Source organism: Halorubrum sp. Hd13, from assembly GCF_002252755.1.
Lineage (GTDB): Archaea > Halobacteriota > Halobacteria > Halobacteriales > Haloferacaceae > Halorubrum.
Genome location: NZ_NHOY01000003.1, coordinates 15017 through 35432, shown reverse-complemented (window position 1 = coordinate 35432; position 20416 = coordinate 15017). Strand labels below are relative to the sequence as shown.

The following is a 20416-nucleotide window of genomic DNA, read 5'->3' as shown; positions in this document are numbered from 1 at the left end:
CGGAGACGATTCATTAGTTATACTGTCGCAAAACCGGCGAGGTGTCAGCGGTTCACGAGTAGAGGGCCCTGGCCTCGTCGCTACGCGGGTCGCGAGCGTCCGGACCGGTTTCTCACGTGTCGTGAGTCGGTTTTAACTCCGATAGCGTCGAGCGTTGCGCTCGATGTCGGACCGCTCGGTCGAATATGTTCTCCGTTACTGATCCGTAGCAGGTGATTAGTAAAACGCATCTGCCGCGACTGGCCGGTGTGAGACTCGTTCAGGTTTTCGTCCCGAAAGACGACCGCGACGCCGTCCGAGAGGCGCTCTCGGAGATGGAGGTGGAGTTCGTCTTCACCGACGCGAACGGTCGCCGAGAGGGGAGTCTGGCGGAGATACCGGTGCCGTCAGGCGCCGTGGGCGTGGTCCTCGACCGGCTGTACGAGGCCGGACTCGACGAGGACACGTACACCGTCGTCACGGACGTCGAGGAGGCGACGGTGCCGAACGCGGACGAGTTGGAAGACCGGTACGTCGAGGGGCCGAAGGGTAAAAGAGGCGCTCCGAACGTCGAAATCCGGGCGCGCGCGGAGGATCTGACGCCGGACACGGCGACCTACCTCGCGTTCGCCGTCGCGAGCGCCGTCGTCGCGGTCGGCGGCCTCCTCCTGGACTCCGCGATCGTCATCGTCGGCGCCATGGTGATCGCGCCGTTCGCCGGATCGACGCTCTCCGCGAGCGTCGGCGCCGTCATCAGCGACCACGAGATGGTCGTCGACAGCGCCACCTCGCAGGTGACGGGACTCGTCGTCGCGTACCTCGGCGCGGTCGCAATGAGCGTGTTCCTGCAGCGGAGCGGATTCGTCCCGTCGACGCTGGACGTCGCGACCATCGGGCAGGTGGGCGCGTTCGTCACCCCGAACCTCCTGACGTTCGCCATCGCCGTCTCCGCCGGGTTCGCCGGCGCGCTCGCGATCGCGACCGACCTCCCCGTCTCCATCGCCGGCGTCGCCGTCGCGGCGGCCATCGTCCCCGCGGCGGCGGTGGCCGGCATCGGCACGGCCTGGGGCCAGCCGCTCGTCGTCGCGGGCGGAACCGTCCTGCTCTTGATGAACATCGTCTTCATCAACCTCACCGCGTACCTCACGCTCGTCGCGCTCGGCTACCGTTCGTCGGTCATTCCCGCCGTCCGCGAGAGCGCCGACGTCTCGCTGCGGTCGGGCGCGTACGCCGTGATCGTCCTGTTGTTCGTCGTCGTCGTCGCGGTGACCGCCCTCGGCACGTACCAGCACCTCGTCTTCGAGCAGGAGGCGAACGACGGGGTCCAAACGGTCCTCGACGGCGAGGAGTACAGCGAGCTGGAACTCGCCGGCGTCGCGACCGAGTACAACGACGCGGGCGCGTTCAGCGACGAGGTCTCGGTGACGGTAACTGTGGGGCGCTCCGGCGACAGCGAACACGAGCGGCTCGCGACCGATCTCCAGGCCGAGATCGACAACCGGACGGCTCGATCGGTCCGCGTCGACGTTCGGTTCGTCGACTACCAGCGCGCGCCGGCCACCGGCGACGGCGAGCGGGGCGTGCGGTGGCCGTTCGATGAGTGGAGACCGTCGCTCGACGAATGGATTCCGACCTCGGCGAGGACCTCAGTCGCGTAAGCGTCGCCACAAGCTCCGACACTTGCGGCGGAGCTTTGTCAGGAGCGACCCGATCCGACGCGATCCGGTGAGGAGCCGTAACGCGCGCACCGAGCGACCGACGCGGAGGAGTCGGAACGGACGGAACCACGGGACCGCGGTGAGGACGAGAACCCAGTTCGAACGGACGAACTCCCTCGGGCCGCTGTCCGACCACCGATAGAGGAGCACGAGGTCGAGGAGGAAGACGACGAGGAGCCACTGCAGCGCGCCGCGGACCGCCTTCTCGGTCCCCGCGGAGGCGACGAGCAGATCGACGCCGATCGCGAGGTCGGCGAGGAACAGCGCGATCCAAGCGATCGCCGCGAGCTCGACGAGCGGCGGCCACCAGCGTTGGGCGTCCATCTATCGGAGACCCGGACGCCGCGATTCGAACCGCGTCACCGGGTCGATCGCGGACCTCACGGAGCCGAGGCCCGCGTTCGCGCGCTCTCTGCTCTCGGCGACCACGGTCGGGACCCCCTCAGAGCAGCACCGAGATGATCGCCAGCACGACGAAGACGATGACGAGCCACTTCGCGGCCGCCATCGAGACCCCGGCGACCCCGCGCGCGCCGAAGATCGCCGCCACGATCGCGATGAGGAAAAACACCACCGCCAGTTCGAGGAAGTCGCCCGAAAACTGGAGCGGCGGGGCGCCGATTCCCGACGACGGGGAGAGGTCGAACGACGGTGTGAGCGGAGTAACGGCCATACGGTGGATGGCAGTCCCGATCGGTTAGTTATGGGGTTGCAAAGGCGGTACGACCGGCTTACTCCGAAGCGGGGGCGAGAGCGCGCGACCGAGGTCGAGACCCCGGCGGCGAGCGCCGAGCGGCGTCGGACCGGAGCGACGCGTGAGTCCGCGGCGATCCGTGACGACCCGTTATTGATATCGCGGATGCGGGTTTACGAACGCGACACGGCGGCGCTTTGGATGGGCCGATCGACGGCCGCCGGTGAGTCCGACGGGGTCGCTTCGGCGAACCCACCGCCCAGTGAAATTCGGGAGCCCGCGGTCTCCCTCCGCCGGTCAGAGGGGAGCGTCGACGGCGGCGTCGACCCGCTCGATCCCCGCGAGCGCCTTCGGGGCCATCGCCGCGACCGCCGCGTCGTCGTATCCGCTCCGGTCCTCGCCGGCGAGGAGCTCTCGGAACTCCGAAAGCGCGGACCCGACGTCGAACAGCCGATCGTCGGCCGGTTCCTCCTCGCCGTCCTCCGCGGCCGCGACCGCGCCGTCGGCCGCGCGCCGGGCGCGGCTGAGCCGGTCGAGCGCCGGGTCGTGTTCGCCGTCGGAGTCGTCGCGGGCGGACTCCGAGAGCGACTCCGCGAGCCCGTACAGCTCGGCGACCTCGTCGCGGAGGGTCCGCGCGAGCGCGAGCTTCCCGGTCCGGACCTCCTCGCGGACCGCCTCCCCGTTCGCGTCGAACGAGTCCGCCGTCACCCGGTAGGCCCCGAGGCGACCGTCGCGGTCGACCACCTCGACCGTGTACTTGCCCTCGCGGTGAACCGCGACCGCGAACCGGTCCGTCTCCGCCGGCGCTCCCTCGTAGATCACGCCCGCGTAGTCCTCGACGACCCGGACGCGGTCGACTCCCCCCGTCTCTCGCCCGTCGCCGCGGATCCACCCGGCGTCCTCGGTCGCCACCGCGACGAGTTCGCCGTCGCCGCCGGCGCGGACGAGTCCGCCCTCGTGGACGAACCGTTCCGCGATCGGGGCGAACCCGGGGCCGTTGACCACGAGGAGGTGCGGCCCGGGCTCGACGCGGAGGAAGCCGAACGCCCCGCCGCGGGTCGCCGTCGCCGTGGGATCCTCGCTCGCCAGTCGGACGGCGAGCTCCGTCTGGGGCGCGAACAGCGAGACGCCGGCGACGCCGGCGACCGCGTCGCGCGCCGCGTCCGAGACGCCGTCGAGTGCGCCCTCGGTGCCCGCCCGGAGCTGTCGCACCCGTCCGACGACCCGATCCGTGAGCCCCGTCGGTTCGGCGCCGTCGACCCGCCGTCGGTGGGCCGGGTCGGTCACGTCCGAGAGCGGATCCGCGAACCGGTCCTGCTCCCACGGGACCCCGACCGAGGTTATGTGACTCGCGATCGCGTCCTCGGCGAACCCTGGGACCGCGAACTCGAAGCTCAGCTGAGGGCCGACGAAGTCGTCGATCGCCTCCCGAAGCGGCGCGATCGGTTCGAGCGCGTAGGTGGCGTCGGCCGCGGCGTCGCCGTCGCCCTCGCCGGTCGCGAGGCGGCTCTCGGGGTGCGCGAGCACGAGTCCCGGCTCGCGAAGCGGAAGGTCGCCGGGCGGGACTGGGAGCCCTCCCCACGATCCGACCGTCACCCGCTCGTCGATGAGGTCCGTCCGGTCGATCGAGAGCGACGGGTGCTCGTGGAGGGGGACGCCGTCGAGTTCGGGAAGCACGAACGGGAGCCGCGCCCCCTCGTCGCGGGGAAGCCCGTACGCGAATGGCGCGCGGAGCGACGCCGAGACGTCGACCACGTCGTTGGTCACGTCGGAGAGCAGGTCGGCCGTCGGGAGCCGCTCGAAGGTCGGCACGAGGCCGTTGACCTCGCTCGCGCTCGAGTGGGAGCCGACTTCGGAGAGGATCCCGGGACGGGCCCCGTCCGGGATCTCCGGCTCGAGGAACTCGTTGTTCGGGCTCGCGCGGGAGTGAGCGCTCGCCGAGAGCAGCAGCGGCTCGCCGGTCTCGCGCTCGACGAACACCTGCAACAGCTCCCAGTCGTGCCAGTGGAAGTTGACCGCGAACTGGTCGAACGCGGAGTAGAGCCAGTACTGCAGGGCGTCGACTCCCTCGGCGGCCTCGACGACGCTGTAGAACACGGTCGGCGCTGGCGGCGCCCCCGCCTCGCGGAACGCCGCCGCGTAACCGTCGAGCGCGGTGAATCCGTCGACGACCGAGCCCGCAGCGGTCTCGACGACGTACGGACGGGGGTCCGTGGGGTACCACTTCTCGAGGGCCCCGAAGTAGAGGTCCGGCGCGTACCGCCGGACGATCGACGGGGCCGTCTCGCCGTCGTGGTCGACCTCGTCCGGCGCTCCCGTCTCCTCCGGTTCCCCGTCGTCGGGCTCCTGCGGCGGCGCCGGATCGTCGCGTGAGACGTACCACGCGCCGGCGGTGCCCGTGCCCGCGAGCGCGGCGAGTCCACCGTACACCAGCGCGCGGCGCCGACGGTCGTCGACCGACCGGTCCGGGGCGTCCGCCGTCGCGTCGTCGTCACCCGTCATGCGATCTACCGACCGGACGACACCGGCCACGTTAAACGTTCCCACAGCAATCGCCACCGCGGCCGGCTCAGATCCCCGCCACCGAGGACCGCGGATTCCGAAGCCGTCATCCCGCTCGCTCGTGAACGACGGGCATGGACGAGCAATCGACCGAGGAGTACACGCGACTCGTCGAGGAGAACGGGCTCGCGCTCCTGTTCGCGAATCGGGTGCGGGCTCGGATCGTCGCGACGCTGTTCTACGCCTCCGAACCCCTGTCAGTCGAGCGGATCGCCGCGGGCGCCGGCGTCGATCAGACCGTCGTCCACGAGGGGCTCGACGGGCTCGAACCGTTCGGACTCCTGACGATCGACCGCACCGAGGGCCGCGAGCCGAACCGGTACGCGCTCGACGAGTCGGACGAGCTCGTCGAGTCGCTCCGGACGGTCGCGGAGCTCGCGACCGAGCGGTATCATCAGGAGGAGATCGACATCCCGAGCGACGCCGACGAGTAGGCCGGCGGCCGCGGGCCCGCGGCCCCGGTCACTCGATACGCACTGTCGTCTCGTCGTACACGCCCTTTCCGGCCGGGTCGTCCACGGCGAGCCCGGCTCCGATGGTGTGTTCGCCGCGTTCGGCCGGCTCCCAGTCCCTCTTCGAGACCCGGAAGCTCTGCTCCCACCGCCGGGTGAACCGACGGCGTTCGCCGCGGTCGAGCGTGAACCGAGTCTCCGACTCCGGGAGCGGTTCGGGAACGTGCGAGGCGTCGCGGTGGCCGTCGACGTGCCACGTCCACGGGACCGGCGACGTAGTCCGCACCGTCACCGGGACCGGCAGCGGGTTCCGGAGTTCGATCGCGACCGGAACCGGTTCGCCCCGCTCGTACGCCGCCGCCGGCGTGTCGACGCTGACGGAGACCGCCCAGCGGTGGAGCCGCGCCGGGAGCAGCCACCGGGTCAGCGTCGCCGCCGGAAGCGTTCTGGCGGCCCGAGGGCGGTGGCGCTCGGCGGACTCGTTCGGTCGGAACGGGTCGTCGTCGGAACGGTCGACCCCGTCACGCCCGCGTGATCGACGCATGAGTGAGGGTACCCGTCGGGAGGAATAAGCGTGTCGTCGGGGCGGGCGAGGTCGACGCCGAGCCGAACGGGCTCAGTCGTCGCCGCTCGCCGCCGCTCCGTCCCCGGTCACTGCCCCGTCGTCGGTCCTCGTCCCGTCGGTCGGTCCGCTCTCGTAGGCCGGGTCGAAGAGGTGGCACGCGACCCGTCCGGCGTCGGTCCGGCGGAGCGCCGGCTCGTCCGTCGTGCAGGGGGTCTCGAACGTCTCTCTCAGGACGCTCTCCGCGGCGGCGAACTCCTCGTCCGCGACCGACCGGAGCGCCTCCTCGACCACCCGCTCCGCCTCCGGGTCAGTCAGCGACGACGGCAGGTCGAGCTCGTCGCGGAGCGCCTCGGTGAGCGCATCGTCGTCGTCGCCGAACGTCTCGACAGCGATGTCCTCCTCGCGGGCGCGGTGGCGGAAGGACATGACGGCGCGCCACTCCTCCTGTTCGAACTCGTAGTCCGACGGCGGAATGACGCGCGGACACCGCGTGTGGAACTTGCACCCGGAGGGCGGGTCGATCGGCGAGGGGACCGACCCCTCCAGGAGTATCCTGTCGCCCTCCCACAACGGGTCCGGCTCCGGAATCGCCGACAGCAACGCCTCGGTGTAGGGGTGTTGCGGCGGCACGAACAGCTCCTCGGGGGTGCCGATCTCGGCGATCTTCCCGAGGTACATCACGGCGATCTCGTCGGCGATGTGCTCGACGACCGAGAGGTCGTGCGCGATGAACAGGTAGGCGATCCCCAGCTCGTCTTGGAGGTCCTCCAGCAGGTTGAGGATCTGCGCCTGCACGGACACGTCGAGCGCCGAGACGGGCTCGTCGCAGACGATGAAGTCCGGGTCCACGGCGAGCGCGCGGGCGATCCCGATCCGCTGGAGCTGCCCGCCCGAGAACTCGTGCGGGTAGCGGTTGGCGTGGCTCGCGTTGAGCCCCACCCGTTCGAGCAGATCCTTGATGCGGGCGTCGCGGGTGACGTCGCCCTCGATCCCGTGGATGTCGAGCGCCTCGCCGATGATGTCGTTCACCGTCAGGCGCGGGTTGAGGCTCGACTGTGGGTTCTGGAAGATGATCTGCATCTCCTTCCGGAGGTCGCGGAGCTCGCTGTCGGAGAGGGTCGTGATATCCTGCCCTTTGAAGTACACCGATCCGGCGGTCGGCTCCCGGAGCTGGAGGATCGACCGACCGATGGTGCTCTTTCCACAGCCGCTCTCGCCGACCAGCCCCAGCGTCTCGCCCTCGTTGATCTCGAAGGAGACGCCGTCGACCGCCTTCACCTTCTTCTGGCGGCCGAGGAGTCGGTCGATGAAGTCGCTCTCGGACTCGTAGTACTTCTCGAGCCCCTCGACGCGGAGGAGCGGCTCGGAGCCGCTCATCGGTCGGTCACCTCCGCGGAGCTCGACGCGCCGTCCGGCCCGGGGAAGTCGTCCTCGCCGCGGACGGTCACCTCGTACTCCAGCTCCCCCGTGAGCTCGCCGGTGTGCGCGAGGCACGCGGCGGTCTGCGCGTCGCTGTTGATCGGGTCCGCGGGATCGCCGGTCTCGACGTCGACGAGCTGCGGATCCACGCGCGTGCACGACTCCTCGGCGTACGGACACCGGGGATGGAAGTTACACCCCGGCGGCATCTCTATCAGGTCCGGCATCCGCCCGGGGATCGTCTGTAGCCGATCGCGGTCGTCGCCGATCCGCGGGATCGAGCTCATCAGTCCGACGGTGTAGGGGTGTTGCGGGTTGTAGTACACGTCCTCGACAGGCGCCATCTCCACCGGGTGGCCCGCGTACATCACCATCACGCGGTCGCAGAACTCGGCGACGACGCCGAGGTCGTGGGTGATGAGCTGGATCGCGGTGTCGAACTCGGTCGCGACCTCCTCTAACAGCTCGAGGATCTGCGCCTCGATGGTGACGTCGAGCGCCGTGGTCGGCTCGTCGGCGATGATGAGGTCGGGGTCACACGACAGCGCGATCGCGATCACAACGCGCTGTTGCATCCCGCCGGAGAACTCGTGCGGGTAGTCGCTGTACCGCTCGGCCGCCGACGGGATCCCGACCGACTCCAGCGTCTCGATCGCGCGCTCGCGGGCCGCCGCCTCGTCGAGGTCGAGATGGTACCGGATCGCCTCCGATATCTGCTCGCCGACCGTGTACGAGGGGTTCAGCGCGGTCTCGGCGTCTTGGAAGATCATCGCGATCTCGTTGCCGCGGAGCGAGCGCATCTCCTCTTCGTTCATCTCGAGGAGGTTCTGCCCCTTGAAACGGATCTCCCCGCTCTCGATGACGCCCGGCTCGTCGATGAGGCGCATCAGCGCGAGGCTGGTGACGCTCTTGCCGGCCCCGCTCTCGCCGACGACGCCGAACCGCTCGCCGGCCTCGATCCGGTACGAGAGGTCGTTCGTCGCCTTGACGACGCCGTCGTCGGTGTAAAAGCGCACGTTGAGGTCCTCGACTTCGAGCATCGCCATCAGCGGAGCCCCCCGGTGTCGGAGTCCGTCTGATCGCCCTGCGGGTCGAACGCGTCGCGGACGCCGTCGCCGACGAGGTTGATCGCCATCACGAAGACGAAGATGGCGAGGCCCGGGAACAGCCCGGCCCACCAGCGACCGCGGGCGATCGCGTCCTGCTCGACGTTGAGCATGACGCCCCACTCCGCGCTCGCCGGCGACAGGCCGAGCCCGATGAACCCGAGCGCCGCGGCGACGAGCACCGTGGTGCCGATGCTGAGCGTCGCCTGCACGATCACCGGCGCCATCGCGTTCGGCAGGATGTGGCGGACGATGATCGACCGGTCGCGGGAGCCGAGCGCCTTCGCGGCGGTGACGTACTCGTTTTCTTTGACACTTAAGATCTCGCCGCGGATGATGCGGGCGTACGGGAGCCAGCCGACGACGACCAAGGCGAGGATCATCTCCCAGTAGCCGCGCCCCAGCACCGCGATGACCGCGATCGCGAGCACGATGAACGGGAACGCGTACAGCATGTCGACGATCCGCATGATGAGCTCGTCGACCTTGCCGCCGTAGTAGCCCGCGACCGAGCCGAGCGGGATCCCGACGAGCAGCGCCATGGCGACCGCAATAAAGCCGATAGAGAGGCTCCAGCGGCCGCCGTACATCACCCGCGAGAGGATGTCGCGGCCGGCCCAGTCGGCGCCGAACAGGTAGAGGCCCGTGGGGGGCCACGTGAGGACGTTTTCGAGCGTCGGCTCCCGGTAGCCGGTGATAACGTCCTGATTCGCGGGGTCGGCCGGCGCGAGCGAGAACGGCTGTACCGTCTGGCCGGCCAGCACCGGGAAGCTACTCGGGAGCTGGATGGGTCGGGAGAACACCGCGAGCAGGATCATGAAGCCGATGGTAGCCGCGCCGAACAGCGCGAGGTGGTTGCGTCTGAACCGCTTCCACGCGTACTCGAGGCGACCGCGTCCCTCCTCCGACTGGAGGTCCGGCTCCCACGAGGAGAGCGGGTCCCGGGACTCGACGCGGTCGACGTCGAAGCCGGTGACCCGTATTCGTCCGCGTTCCGTCGTCCGCTGTGAGGTTTCGCTTGACATTATTTAGTATCGGATTCGGGGGTCGAGGTACGCGTAGAGCACGTCCGCGACGAAGTTCGCGAGTATCACGGCGACGCCGATCAGGAGGACGATCGCCTGGATCACCGGGAAGTCGCGGTTCCCCACTCGATTGACGAGGAGGCGGCCGATGCCCGGATACGAGAAGACGATCTCGACGACGACGGAGCCGCTGATGATGAACGCGACCTGGATGGCGGCCACGGTGACGACCGAGATCAGCGAGTTCCGGAGGACGTGTTTCTGCACGACCGTCCGCTCCGGGAGGCCCTTCGCGCGCGCCGTCCGGACGTAGTCCTTGTCGAGCTCTTCCACCATCGAGGACCGCATCAGTCGCATCAACAGGGCGGTGGAGCCGGTGCCGATGGTGATCGCGGGCAACAGCGTGTACACCAGCATGTCGTAGCTGAGTATTCCCTGATCGGTCGGCGGGAGGATCGGGAACAGGTCGAGCCAGCTCGCGAAGATCAGGAGCAGCAGCAGGCCGAGCAGGAAGTTCGGGATCGCGATCCCGAGCAGCGCGAAGACGCGGCTGGCCTGATCGATCTTGGTGTTGCGGTAGTACGCCGCGATCACGCCGGTGGGGATCGCCGTGACGAGGGTGACGCCGAACGCCATGATCCCCATCACGAGCGTGTACGGGAGCCGAGTCATGATCTCGTCGATGACCGGGTCGCGGGTGATGATCGACCGGCCGAAGTCGCCGGTCGCAGCGCTGGTGACCCAGTCGATATACTGGATGTACACCGGCTGATCGAGACCGTATTCGGCTCGTATCTCCATCTCCGTCTGCGGATCGAGGTCCGTGAACAGCGTGATGAAGTCGATCGGATCACCGGGGATGGCGTGGACCATCCCGAAGGTGAGCAGGGAGATCCCTAACAGTAGCGGGATGGTTATCAGGCCGCGTTTGAGTACGAATCGTTGAAGGCTCATCGAGGTGAAATGAGAGGGCTATCGGGTGTTCGGGGCCGTTACTCCGCCGGGTAGACGATCTCGTCGAGGTGCGGCTTGTACAGCGTGTTGTACCGGTTGCTGGAGTTGGGGTGGGGACTCCACTGATCGATCGACTCGATGTTCTCCGGGTTGAGGACGTCTATCTGGTCGCCGGTCCACATGTTCGCCATCGGCACGTCCTGCGCGACGAGCTCCTGCAGGTCCTGGTAGATCGGGAGCCGCTCCTCGGCGCCGAGGGTCGTCTGCCCCTCGGTGATGAGCTGGTCCATCTCCTCGTTCTCGTAGAGGTTCCAGTTGAACCCGTCGGGGACGTGCTGACTGGAGTGGAGCAGCTGGTTCACGTGGCCGTCGGGGTCGGAGCCGCCGGTCCAACCGATTCCGACGACGTCCGTGCTGGCCGCGGCGCCCTCGGGGTCGAGCAGGAACGGGACGAGGTCGTCGAACGCGCGGACGTCGAGCTCCGCGTTGAAGTACTCGGTCTCGTCCATCGTCTGCTGGATGATCTCCATCCACCGCTCGCGGGTCCGGTTGACGTTGGTGATGAAGGAGACGTCGAACGGCGCCTCGATGTCCTCCTCCTCGAACGCCTCGCCGATGAGTCGGAGCCCCTCCTCCTCGTCCTGGCCGACGTACTCGTCGAGGAGGTTCTGCTCGTGTTCGGGGTCCCAGAACGCGCCGAGACCGGGGCTGATCGGGGCCGCGAGCTCGGTCGCGTAGCCGCCGAAGACGGCCTCGATGACATCGGACTTCGGGAGCAGACGGGTCATCCCGCGCCGGAGCTTCTCGTTCGTGAACGGGCTCTGGTTGACCGGGTACGAGATGAAGTCGAACCCGACGGCGCTGCCGGTGACGACCTCGCCGGTCTGGTTCTCCCACTGGTCGAGCTCGAATGGGGCCGCGTTGTCGATCATGTCGAGCTCGCCGGCGGCCATCGCCTCCTCCTGAGAGACCTGCTCCGGGATGACCCGGAACGTGACCTGGTCCCACGGCGCCGTGCCGGGGTACTCGTCGCCGTCGTACCAGTAGTCCTCGTAGGGGACGAGGACGGCGCGGTCCTCGGCCGAGAACTCCTCTAGCTCCCACGGGCCGGTCCCGAGGGTCTGCTCGGTGAAGTCGTGCTCGTCCTGCTCCGGGTTCTCGCTGATCGCGTCCGTCTTGCTCGTGAGGATCGGGACCGCGGCGAGGTCGTTCAAGAAGGGCGCGTGCGGGTCGCTCGACGTGATCTCGATCTCGTAGTCGCCGAGGACCTCGACGTTCTCGATGAACGAGACGTCGGCGTCGTTCGTCGTGCCGCTCGTCCGGTTGATGGAGAACGCGACGTCCTCCGCGGTGAACTCGTCGCCGTTGTGGAACGTGACGCCCTCGCGGAGCTGGAACCGGAAGGTGGTGTCGTCGACCTGCTCGTAGCTGGACGCGAGCTCGCCTCGGACCTCGGAGAGGTCGAAGGTCAGCGCGACCAGCCGCTCGTACGCCATCGTCCCGATGACGGAGTTGGAGGTCGCGTCGGTGATGATCGTCGGGTCGAACGTGCCCGGATTCGCGGCGGCCGAGGCGACGAACTCGTTCGTGCCGTCGCCGCCGTCGGACCCGTCGCCACCGTCGCCGCCGTCGCCGCCGTCGCCGCCGACGCAGCCCGCCAGACCGACGACGCTCGCGCCGCCCATCGCGGCGAGAACTCGTCGGCGAGTCGTTGCCGATCGCGTCTGTCCGTTGTCGGAATGAGACATACCCACACGTACGCGTCGTCTGTTAAAAACCATTCTATTCTTTATCGCAAACCACCGTCCGTTCAGTAATCCGCCGGTTCTGTTTCGATAAGCGGTATTGACACGAACGATCATCGAGGGTGTGAGGGGCGTGTGACAGCGAAACGGACCCTCGTCCGGGAGGAAAACATAGGGGACGCCCCGCGAGGACGAGGGAGCCAGGTGCGGAATCGCGTGGCCGGGGCCGATTCGACCGAATAGATCCGGTCCGACGTTTATAATGTGGGGCGCCGGATCGAGGGTATGGAACCAGACTTGGACCGGTTCACTTCTCGCCGATCGACGGTGTACGGTCAGCGCGGCGTCGTCGCCACCAGCCAGCCCCTCGCCAGCCAGGCCGGGATCGAGACGCTTCGCGAGGGCGGGAACGCCTTCGACGCGGCGGTGGCGACGGCGGCCGCGCTCAACGTCGTCGAGCCGACGTCGACGGGGCTCGGCGGCGACGTCTTCGCGCTGTACCGAACGGCCGACGGCGAGGTGGGATCGATGCGCGCCTGCGGCGGCGCGCCCGCCGACGCGACGATCGAGAACGTCCGCGACTCGCTGCGGGAGACCGACGACGTCTCCTCGTACTACCCCGACGACGGCGGCTACGCGGTCGACGACACCGACGAGGCCGGCATGCCGTTCTACGGCCCCCACGCGGTCACGGTGCCGGGCACGGCCCGGGGCTGGGAGGCGACGATCGAGGAGCTCGGGCGGCTCACCCTCGCCGACGCCCTCGAACCGGCCATCCGGTACGCCACCGAGGGGTACCCCGTCTCCGAGGTCATCGCGTCCTACTGGGCCGGCGCCGAGGAGCTGTTCACCGACGACCACGCCCGGGAGGCGTTCCTGTTCGACGGCGAGGCGCCCGCGGTCGGCGAGACGGTCACGCTCCCGCGGCTCGGCGAGTCGATGGAGAAGATCGCGGAGCACGGCGCAGACGTGGTGTACGAGGGGGAGATCGCCGAGGAGATCGCCGGGGAGATCCAGTCGCAGGGCGGGTTCATGACCGTGGACGACCTCGCCGACTTCGAGGTCGAGTGGCCCGACCCGATCTCGACGACGTACAACGGCGCCGAGGTGTACGAGCTCCCGCCGAACAACCAGGGGCTCATCGCGTTGGAGGCGCTCAACATCGCGAGCGAGCTCGGCGCCGGCGAGCACGGCTACGACACCGCCGACCGCGTCCACTACTTCGCCGAGGCGTTGAAGCTGGCCTTTCACGACGGCCACCGTTACATCGCCGACCCCGAGTACGAGGAGATCCCGCCGCTCGGGTCGGCCGACTGGGCGGCGGAGCGGGCGGCCGGCGTCGGGCCCACGGCCGACCACGACGTCTCGTTCGGCGTACCGAACGCCGACGCCGAAGACGCCGACACGGTGTTGCTCACCGTCGCCGACGACGAGGGGAACGTCGTCTCCTACATCAACTCGCGGTTCGCCGGCTTCGGCTCCGGGCTCGTCGCGGGCGAGACGGGGATCGCCCTCCAGAACCGCGGCGCGTCCTTCTCGCTCGACCCCGAGCACCCGAACAGCCTCGAACCCGGTAAGCGCCCGTTCCACACGCTGGTCCCCGCGATCGTTCGCCTCGGCGAGGACGACTGGGCCGCCTTCGGCGTGATGGGCGGGTACATGCAGCCACAGGGGCACGTGCAGGTGATATCGAACGTCGTCGACTACGACATGCCGCTCCAGCGCGCCCTCGACGAGCCGCGGTGGCGGTACCGCGAGAGCGGCGAGCTGGGCGTCGAGCCGCACTTCGACGACGACGTCACCGCGAAGCTGGTTCGGAAGAACCACGACGTCAGAACGCTCTCGCCGGTCCAGTTCGGCGGCGCGCAGATCGTCCGCAACGAGGACGGGGTCCTCTCGGCCGCCACCGAGCCCCGGAAGGACGGCAACGCGCAGGGGTACTGACTCGGGGCGGGTCGGGCGACGACCCGAGAGGGGGTCCGCAGGCGAGAGACGGCCCCGTCCGCCCGCGGGTCCCTCTCTCCGCGTTCACACCGTCTTTCTCGCCGCGTTGACACCGTCTTTCTCGCCGCGTTCACACCGCCTTTCCGTCGCCGCCTCGACTATCGGTGACCGATGGGCCCGCGGTGACCGGTCGAGCGGGGCGGCGTGTTCGGCAGTCGAGCGCGCATGTGGTTATATTCCTCAGACACTACTTATGTGTCTAAACACGGCATACGTCGGTGGATTTTGGGTAGAAAACGTCTTATAGGTTGATTCATACGCTATGATGAGGAGTGTTATCACGTGAGTGTCTCTGAAACGTACGTCCGATACCGCCGAACCCTCAGCGAGGAACCGCTCGCCATCGGGGTCCTGCTCGTGGCCCTGTGGATGGCTTGGTCGCTCGTGTCCGGGCTCCTGACCGGGGGGATTCAGATCAGCAGCCTCGCGTCCCTGATCTGGGACGGGTTACTTCGGGGCCTGATCATCGGTCTGGCGGGTATCGGACTCTCGATGACGTACAGCATTCTCAACTTCGCGAACTTCGCGCACGGCGACTACCTCACTACCGGGGCGTTCGCCGGGATGGGGACCAGCTACCTCGTCGCCGGGATCGGCGAGAACAGCGTCGGCGCGCTCCTGCTCGTCGGCGCGGGCGGGTCGGTGTTCGGCGGCGCGCTCGGGATCGGGGTCACGACCGCGCCGATCGCCGTCGTCCTCGGGGCTCTTCTGGCGGGGATCGTCACGATCGCGCTGGCGCTCGCGATCGACCGGTTCGTCTACCGGCCGATCCGCGACGAGAGCGGTATCGCGCTGCTCATCACCAGCATCGGGGTCGCGTTCGCGCTGCGGTACCTGCTCCAGTTCGTCTACGGGGCGGGCGTGCGCGGAACGACCGCGGCGGGGTCGGTCCCGCGCGTGAACGTCCCCGCGATAGACGGGACGTTCCGGGTGACGGCCCACGACATCAGCCTCGTGGTCGTCGCGGGCGGCCTCATGCTGGGGGTGCACCTGCTCCTGCAGCGGACGAAGCTCGGGAAGGCCATGCGCGCCATGTCCGACAACGAGGACCTCGCGCGGATCACCGGCATCCCGACCGAGCGCGTCATCCGCACGACGTGGATCGTCGGCGCCGGGCTCACGGGCGTCGCCGGCTACATGTTCGTCCTCTGGAAGGGGACGCTCGGGTTCAACGACGGGTGGCTGCTGCTGCTGCTCGTGTTCGCCGCGGTCATCCTCGGCGGTATCGGGTCGATCTACGGCGCGATCGGCGGGGGCATCATCATCGGTCTGACCGCGTCCGTTTCCGTGGTCTGGATCCCCTCCGAGTTCGGCCGCGCGGCCGCGTTCCTGGTGATGATCGTGATCCTACTGTTCAAGCCCGAAGGCATCTTCAGCGGGAGGACGACGGCATGAGCGCCACTGACATCCGCGGGCGGATCGAGGGCCTCTTCGAGCGGGACGTGACGCTCGTCCTCGCCGTCCTCGGAACGCTCTACCTCGCGTACATCCTCGCCGGGGTCGCGTTCGGATACGGGCTCCGGGGACAGCTGAACTCGGTCGCGAACCTCACGTTCTACATCGGCGTCTTCGGCATGCTCGCGCTGGCGTTGAACCTCCACTGGGGGTACACCGGGCTGTTCAACATCGGCATCGTCGGCTTCATGGGAATCGGCATTTACGTGACCGCGCTGGTGTCGAAGCCGCCGGTCGCCGAGGGCGGCGCCGCGCAGGTCGGCGGCTTCGGGCTCCCGCTCAGCGTCGGGATCGCCGCCGGCGTGATCGCGGCGGGGCTGTTCGGGCTCCTCGTCGCGTTGCCCGCGCTCCGCCTCCGGGCGGACTACCTCGCGATCGTCACGGTCGCGTTCTCCGAGATCGTCCGGTTCACGATGATGTCCCGGACGTTCCAGACGTTCACGGTGCCGGACACGATCGACCTCTGGCTGTTCACGTTCGACCCGACGGCCGACACGGTCGGTCTCGGCGGCGGCGGCGGGCTCATCCTGAACTACGCGGACCCGCTCGAGGCGCTGCTCAGATCCCTGTTCCTCTGGGAGCCGTACCTCGGCGTCGTCGCGTTCGTCGAGCGGAACTACATCCCGAACAACCCCAAGCCGGTGATCGACGGGGTGGCGTACGGGATCCTCCTCCTCGTCGGCGTCGGGCTGTTCTACGTCCTGCTCTCGCGGACCGGCAAGTCGCCGTTCGGGCGCGTCCTGAAGGCGATCCGCGAGGACGAGGACGTCGCGAACGCGCTGGGGAAAGACACCGACCGGTTCAAGCTCACGGCGTTCGTGCTCGGCTCCGCGCTGATGGGGCTCGGCGGGATCCTCTGGTACTCCAGCCGCGGGAGCATCACGCCGCCCTCGTTCCGCCCGAACATCACGTTCTTCATCTGGATCGCGCTGATCATCGGGGGCGCGGGTTCGAACACCGGGAGCTTCCTCGGCGGCGCGATATTCGCCGGACTGCTGTACGAGGGGCCGCGGTACTTCAAGAACCTCGTCGAGACGGCGTTCGAGCTCGGCGACGCGCCGCGGAACTTCGGCGAGGCGATGGCGGGGTTCGCCTCGCTCGACCCGATGCCGTTCGTCCTGTACACGCTCGACAGCGTCAGCCAGCTGCGGCTGGTGATCATGGGCGTGGTGCTGATCTGGCTGATGCACAACCGACCGGAGGGGCTGCTCGGCCACCGCAAGGAGACCGCGTCGAGCGTCGACCTCGCGCGGCCGGGAACCGACGAGGCGCCCGGAAAGCCGGCGGCCGCCGACGGGGGTGAAGAGCGATGAGCGAGACCGACGAGTCCGCCCCGAGCGCGTCGACGCCGGTCGATGACGCCGCGACGGACGACGCCCAGACGGACGGCGACGACGCCGCGGGCGAGGCCCCCGCCGACGGGTCGGCGTCCGAGACCGGTCTGAACGAGGCGATGGGGTCCGAGGCCGACTTCCCGAGCGGGAGCGACGGGGAGCGGTACGCCCCGCTCGAGGTCGAGGGGCTCCGCAAGGAGTTCGGGGGAATCGTCGCCGTCGACGACGTCAGCTTCGATGTCGAGGAGGGGACGCTCACCGGACTCATCGGCCCGAACGGCGCCGGGAAGTCGACGACGTTCAACCTCATCACGGGGATGCTGAACCCCGACGAGGGGGCGGTCCGGTTCAACGGCGAGGATGTCACGGGGCTCCAGCCCCACGAGGTCGCGAACCGCGGGCTCGCCCGGACGTTCCAGATCGCGCGCGAGCTGGAGGAGATGACGGTCCTCGAGAACATGATGCTCGCGCCGAAGGGACAGGTCGGCGAGTCGCTGTGGCGGTCGATCATGCCGATGACGCGCGGGGCGGTCCGCGAGCAGGAGACCGAACAGCTCGAACGGGTCTGGGAGGTGCTCGACTTCTTCGAGATCGACCACCTCGCGCAGGAGTACGCGGGGAACCTCTCCGGCGGCCAGCGGAAGCTGCTGGAGATGGCCCGAGCGCTCCTGACGGACCCGGACGTGCTGCTCCTGGACGAGCCGTTCGCCGGGGTCAACCCCTCGCTGGAGAAGCGGCTGCTCGAACACGTCCACGAGCTGCGCGAGCAGGGGTACACCTTCCTCATCGTGGAACACGACATGGACCTCATCATGAACAACTGCGAGCGGGTCATCGTCATGCACCAGGGCCGGATCCTGAAGGACGGGACCCCGACGGAGATCAAGGAGAGCGAGGAGGTCATCGAGGCGTACCTCGGGGGTGAGGTGTGAGCCTCCTCGAGGTCCGCGACCTGGACGCCGGCTACGGCGACCTCCAGATCCTCACCGACGTCGACCTCGACGTCGACGACGAGGAGTACGTCACCATCGTCGGCCCGAACGGGGCCGGCAAGTCCACCGTCATGAAGTCCGTGTTCGGACTGACGACGCACATGGGCGGGACGGTGACGTTCGACGGCGAGGACATCAGCGGGACGAAGCCCGAGGACGTCATCCACAAGGGACTGGGGTACGTCCCGCAGAACGAGAACATCTTCGCGGAGCTCGACGTGGAGGAGAACCTCGAGATGGGCGCGTACATCCTCGACGAGGTCCCGCAGGAGGAGCTCCGAAAGGTGTACGATCGCTTCCCGATCTTAGAGGAGCGGAAACACCAGCAGGCGGGGACGATGAGCGGCGGTCAGCGCCAGATGCTCGCGATGGGTCGGGCGCTGATGCTCGACCCCGATCTCCTCCTCCTCGACGAGCCGAGCGCGGGGCTCGCCCCCGACCTCGTCGACGAGATGTTCGACAAGATCGACGAGATCAACGAGTCGGGGACGGCGGTCCTGATGGTCGAACAGAACGCCAAGGAGGCGCTCAGACGCTGCGACCGCGGGTACGTGCTCGCGAACGGGCAGAACCGGTTCGAGGACGAGGGGGCCGTGCTGCTGCACGACGAGGAGGTCCGCCGGGAGTTCCTCGGCGGGTAGTCGGTCGCGTCCGCGCGCCGTCGGCCCCACGCGGCGGCGGTCCGTTTTTGAGGCGGAGCGAAAGGCCCAGAAGCGACGCGTCGCTCGCGAGCGATGCGCGTCAGACCCGCACCGCTTCTCGGTCGGGTAGTCTGAAAAAACAGTAGCGCTTGATCGGCCGCCCGAGAGACGCGTCGGTTCCGATCGCGGTCAGTTCCCGCTGGAGAGCGCCTGCTCGATGACGTTGGAGTACGACGACTCGCCGATGTTGAAGCTGATCTGGTCGAACACCTCGCCGTCGAACGTGTCCTCGAACACGTTGCTGAACCGCTCGGAGAGCTGCTGACCGTAGTCGTTGTTGACGTACAGCGTCGCGGCGGTCGAGGCGCCGAGCCGCTCCGAGGCGACCTGCGCCATGACCCGGCCCTGCAGCTGGTCGCTCGGGGCGGTCCGGAAGATGTAGTCGTCGTCCTCGAGGTTCGTCACCGACAGCGCGGTACTGGACGGCGAGCAGCCGACGACCTCGTTCGGGATGAGCGTCTCCTGACAGACGGGGACGTTCACGCCGGAGGAGGCCGTCCCGCACACCGCGGGAACCCCCGCGCTGACGAGGGACTCGGCGCCGCTGACCCCCTGGTCGGGCGAGGTGTTCGTGTCCTCGAACTGAGCGTTCACGGTCAGGTCGAGGTCGGAGTCGTTGACCTGCTGGGCCGGGATCTCGGCCGCGCGGATCATGGGCTGCCCCGTCGACGCCAGGTCGCCGGTCTCCGGAAGCAGGATCCCGACGCTCACCTCGCGGCCGAGCCCGCCGGGCGACGAGTCGGCCGAGGGGCCGGCGCCGTCGGGGTTCTCCCCCTCGAAGCTCTGCGTCTCCTGGACGTCGACGGAGTCGGCGTCCTGCCCGGCGAACTCCCAGATGGAGTAGGCCGCCGACGCGGGGTCGCCGTTCTGGTCGAAGTTGACGGCGCTGGACGCCCCCTGGTAGTTGATGTTCTCGCCGTTGGCGGCCGCCTCGACCGCGTCGAGGAACTCTCCCGGACCGTACGCGGTGCCGTCCGGGTTCGCGATCCGCCGGAGCTGGTCGCGGATCGCCGTCCCGCTGTTCTCGCCCGCCGCGACGTTCGCGAGTATCAGCGCGGCCGCGGAGTCGTACGACTGCGAGGTGAACACGCCCGGCGTCTCGTCGTAGGCGTCCTGGTAGAGGCTCTCGAACGCCTCCTGGTTCGGGCCGCCCGCCGCCGGCGCGGTCCCGGTGACGTTGCTCATCTCGTTGCCGACCTGCCCGGGTAACGATGGGTCCTGAAGCCCGTCGGGGATGAGGATGTCCTCCGCCCCGTCGGACGCGGCGTAGTAGTCGCGGAACAGCTGGATCCCGCTCTCGGGGTAACCGATGACGGTGAGCAGGTCCGGACCGCCGCTGCCACCGTCGCCGCCGTCTCCGCCATCGCTGCCATCGCTGCCATCGTCGCCGTCCATTCCGTCGTCGCCGTCGCCGCCGTCCCCGCCGTCGCTCCCGTCGCCGCCGTCCCCGCCCGCACAGCCGGCGAGTCCGACCGCGCCAGCGACACCGACAGTCTTCAACACGTCACGCCGTCGTTTGTGGTATGACATACCCACTCATATAGACCCCTCTCTGATAAGTATATCCCTGTCAACTCCTACACAAGTCCTGTCAATAACTCTCATATAAGGTATATAACTTCCACCGGCGCTCGGGGCGCGTTTCGCGTCGATCGTGCCGAATTTTAGACAGTATCGCTATCGGGGACCTCGGGCCTCGCAGGCCGGCCGG

At 68.5% G+C, this 20416-nt stretch carries 17 protein-coding genes; 7 read left to right on the top strand and 10 right to left on the bottom strand.

Translation table 11 applies throughout. From position 1 onward, the window contains the following. Positions 1 to 248: 248 nt before the first annotated feature. Positions 249 to 1637, top strand: coding sequence for a DUF389 domain-containing protein (locus DJ81_RS00335; protein ID WP_094587899.1), 1389 nt, complete (start codon positions 249 to 251; stop codon positions 1635 to 1637). Here the strand turns inward: DJ81_RS00335 and DJ81_RS00330 are convergent. The 3 genes from DJ81_RS00330 to DJ81_RS00320 form a co-directional block, all read right to left on the bottom strand. After that, on the bottom strand, positions 1626 to 2021 hold the full coding sequence (locus DJ81_RS00330) for a hypothetical protein (protein ID WP_094523564.1): 396 nt from the start codon (positions 2019 to 2021) through the stop codon (positions 1626 to 1628). The two genes, DJ81_RS00335 and DJ81_RS00330, sit on opposite strands and share 12 nt — an antisense overlap. 118 nt (positions 2022 to 2139) lie before the next feature. Then, positions 2140 to 2370: a DUF1328 family protein gene (locus DJ81_RS00325; protein WP_094523562.1), complete on the bottom strand. Its 231-nt coding sequence runs from the start codon at positions 2368 to 2370 to the stop codon at positions 2140 to 2142. A gap of 318 nt (positions 2371 to 2688) precedes the next feature. Further along, complete coding sequence (locus DJ81_RS00320; protein ID WP_249269030.1) at positions 2689 to 4893, bottom strand: hypothetical protein; 2205 nt, start codon at positions 4891 to 4893, stop codon at positions 2689 to 2691. 134 nt (positions 4894 to 5027) lie between these two features. Here DJ81_RS00320 and DJ81_RS00315 point away from each other — a divergent pair, with 134 nt between their 5' ends. Then, the gene (locus DJ81_RS00315; protein ID WP_094557425.1) at positions 5028 to 5387 is read left to right on the top strand and encodes a hypothetical protein; all 360 of its coding nucleotides are present in this window, start codon (positions 5028 to 5030) and stop codon (positions 5385 to 5387) included. Between the two features lie 28 nt (positions 5388 to 5415). On the opposite strand, the gene DJ81_RS00310 is transcribed toward DJ81_RS00315, so the two are convergent. The 6 genes from DJ81_RS00310 to DJ81_RS00285 form a co-directional block, all read right to left on the bottom strand. After that, positions 5416 to 5949: a hypothetical protein gene (locus DJ81_RS00310; protein WP_094527178.1), complete on the bottom strand. Its 534-nt coding sequence runs from the start codon at positions 5947 to 5949 to the stop codon at positions 5416 to 5418. A gap of 72 nt (positions 5950 to 6021) precedes the next feature. Further along, positions 6022 to 7347 carry an ABC transporter ATP-binding protein gene (locus DJ81_RS00305; RefSeq protein WP_094523556.1) on the bottom strand — a complete coding sequence of 442 codons (1326 nt, stop codon included), beginning with the start codon at positions 7345 to 7347 and terminating at the stop codon, positions 6022 to 6024. Continuing rightward, positions 7344 to 8435, bottom strand: a complete 1092-nt coding sequence (locus tag DJ81_RS00300; protein ID WP_094523554.1) for an ABC transporter ATP-binding protein — start codon at positions 8433 to 8435, stop codon at positions 7344 to 7346. The genes DJ81_RS00305 and DJ81_RS00300 overlap by 4 nt, the downstream gene beginning before the upstream one ends. After that, complete coding sequence (locus tag DJ81_RS00295) at positions 8435 to 9520, bottom strand: ABC transporter permease (RefSeq protein ID WP_094587897.1); 1086 nt, start codon at positions 9518 to 9520, stop codon at positions 8435 to 8437. The genes DJ81_RS00300 and DJ81_RS00295 overlap by 1 nt, the downstream gene beginning before the upstream one ends. A 3-nt stretch (positions 9521 to 9523) precedes the next feature. Continuing rightward, the gene (locus DJ81_RS00290) at positions 9524 to 10474 is read right to left on the bottom strand and encodes an ABC transporter permease (protein ID WP_094527179.1); all 951 of its coding nucleotides are present in this window, start codon (positions 10472 to 10474) and stop codon (positions 9524 to 9526) included. Positions 10475 to 10512: 38 nt separating this feature from the next. Further along, positions 10513 to 12222, bottom strand: a complete 1710-nt coding sequence (locus tag DJ81_RS00285; RefSeq protein WP_141212496.1) for an ABC transporter substrate-binding protein — start codon at positions 12220 to 12222, stop codon at positions 10513 to 10515. 282 nt (positions 12223 to 12504) lie between these two features. Here DJ81_RS00285 and ggt point away from each other — a divergent pair, with 282 nt between their 5' ends. From ggt to DJ81_RS00260, 5 genes are all read left to right on the top strand, one after another. Then, on the top strand, positions 12505 to 14163 hold the full coding sequence (gene ggt / locus DJ81_RS00280) for a gamma-glutamyltransferase (RefSeq protein WP_094587893.1): 1659 nt from the start codon (positions 12505 to 12507) through the stop codon (positions 14161 to 14163). A 342-nt stretch (positions 14164 to 14505) separates the two neighbouring features. After that, positions 14506 to 15618, top strand: coding sequence for a branched-chain amino acid ABC transporter permease (locus DJ81_RS00275; protein ID WP_094527182.1), 1113 nt, complete (start codon positions 14506 to 14508; stop codon positions 15616 to 15618). Next, positions 15615 to 16991, top strand: coding sequence for a branched-chain amino acid ABC transporter permease (locus tag DJ81_RS00270; protein ID WP_094527183.1), 1377 nt, complete (start codon positions 15615 to 15617; stop codon positions 16989 to 16991). The genes DJ81_RS00275 and DJ81_RS00270 overlap by 4 nt, the downstream gene beginning before the upstream one ends. Positions 16992 to 17131: 140 nt before the next feature. Beyond that, positions 17132 to 17944 (top strand): ABC transporter ATP-binding protein, encoded by an 813-nt coding sequence (locus tag DJ81_RS00265; protein WP_094527199.1) that lies wholly within the window; start codon positions 17132 to 17134, stop codon positions 17942 to 17944. Beyond that, entirely contained in the window at positions 17941 to 18645 is a 705-nt protein-coding gene (locus tag DJ81_RS00260) for an ABC transporter ATP-binding protein (RefSeq protein WP_094527184.1), read from the top strand. The genes DJ81_RS00265 and DJ81_RS00260 overlap by 4 nt, the downstream gene beginning before the upstream one ends. 189 nt (positions 18646 to 18834) lie before the next feature. Here DJ81_RS00260 and DJ81_RS00255 read toward each other — a convergent pair whose 3' ends face one another. Then, positions 18835 to 20235, bottom strand: a complete 1401-nt coding sequence (locus DJ81_RS00255; RefSeq protein ID WP_094587891.1) for an ABC transporter substrate-binding protein — start codon at positions 20233 to 20235, stop codon at positions 18835 to 18837. Between the last annotated feature and the right edge of the window lie 181 nt (positions 20236 to 20416).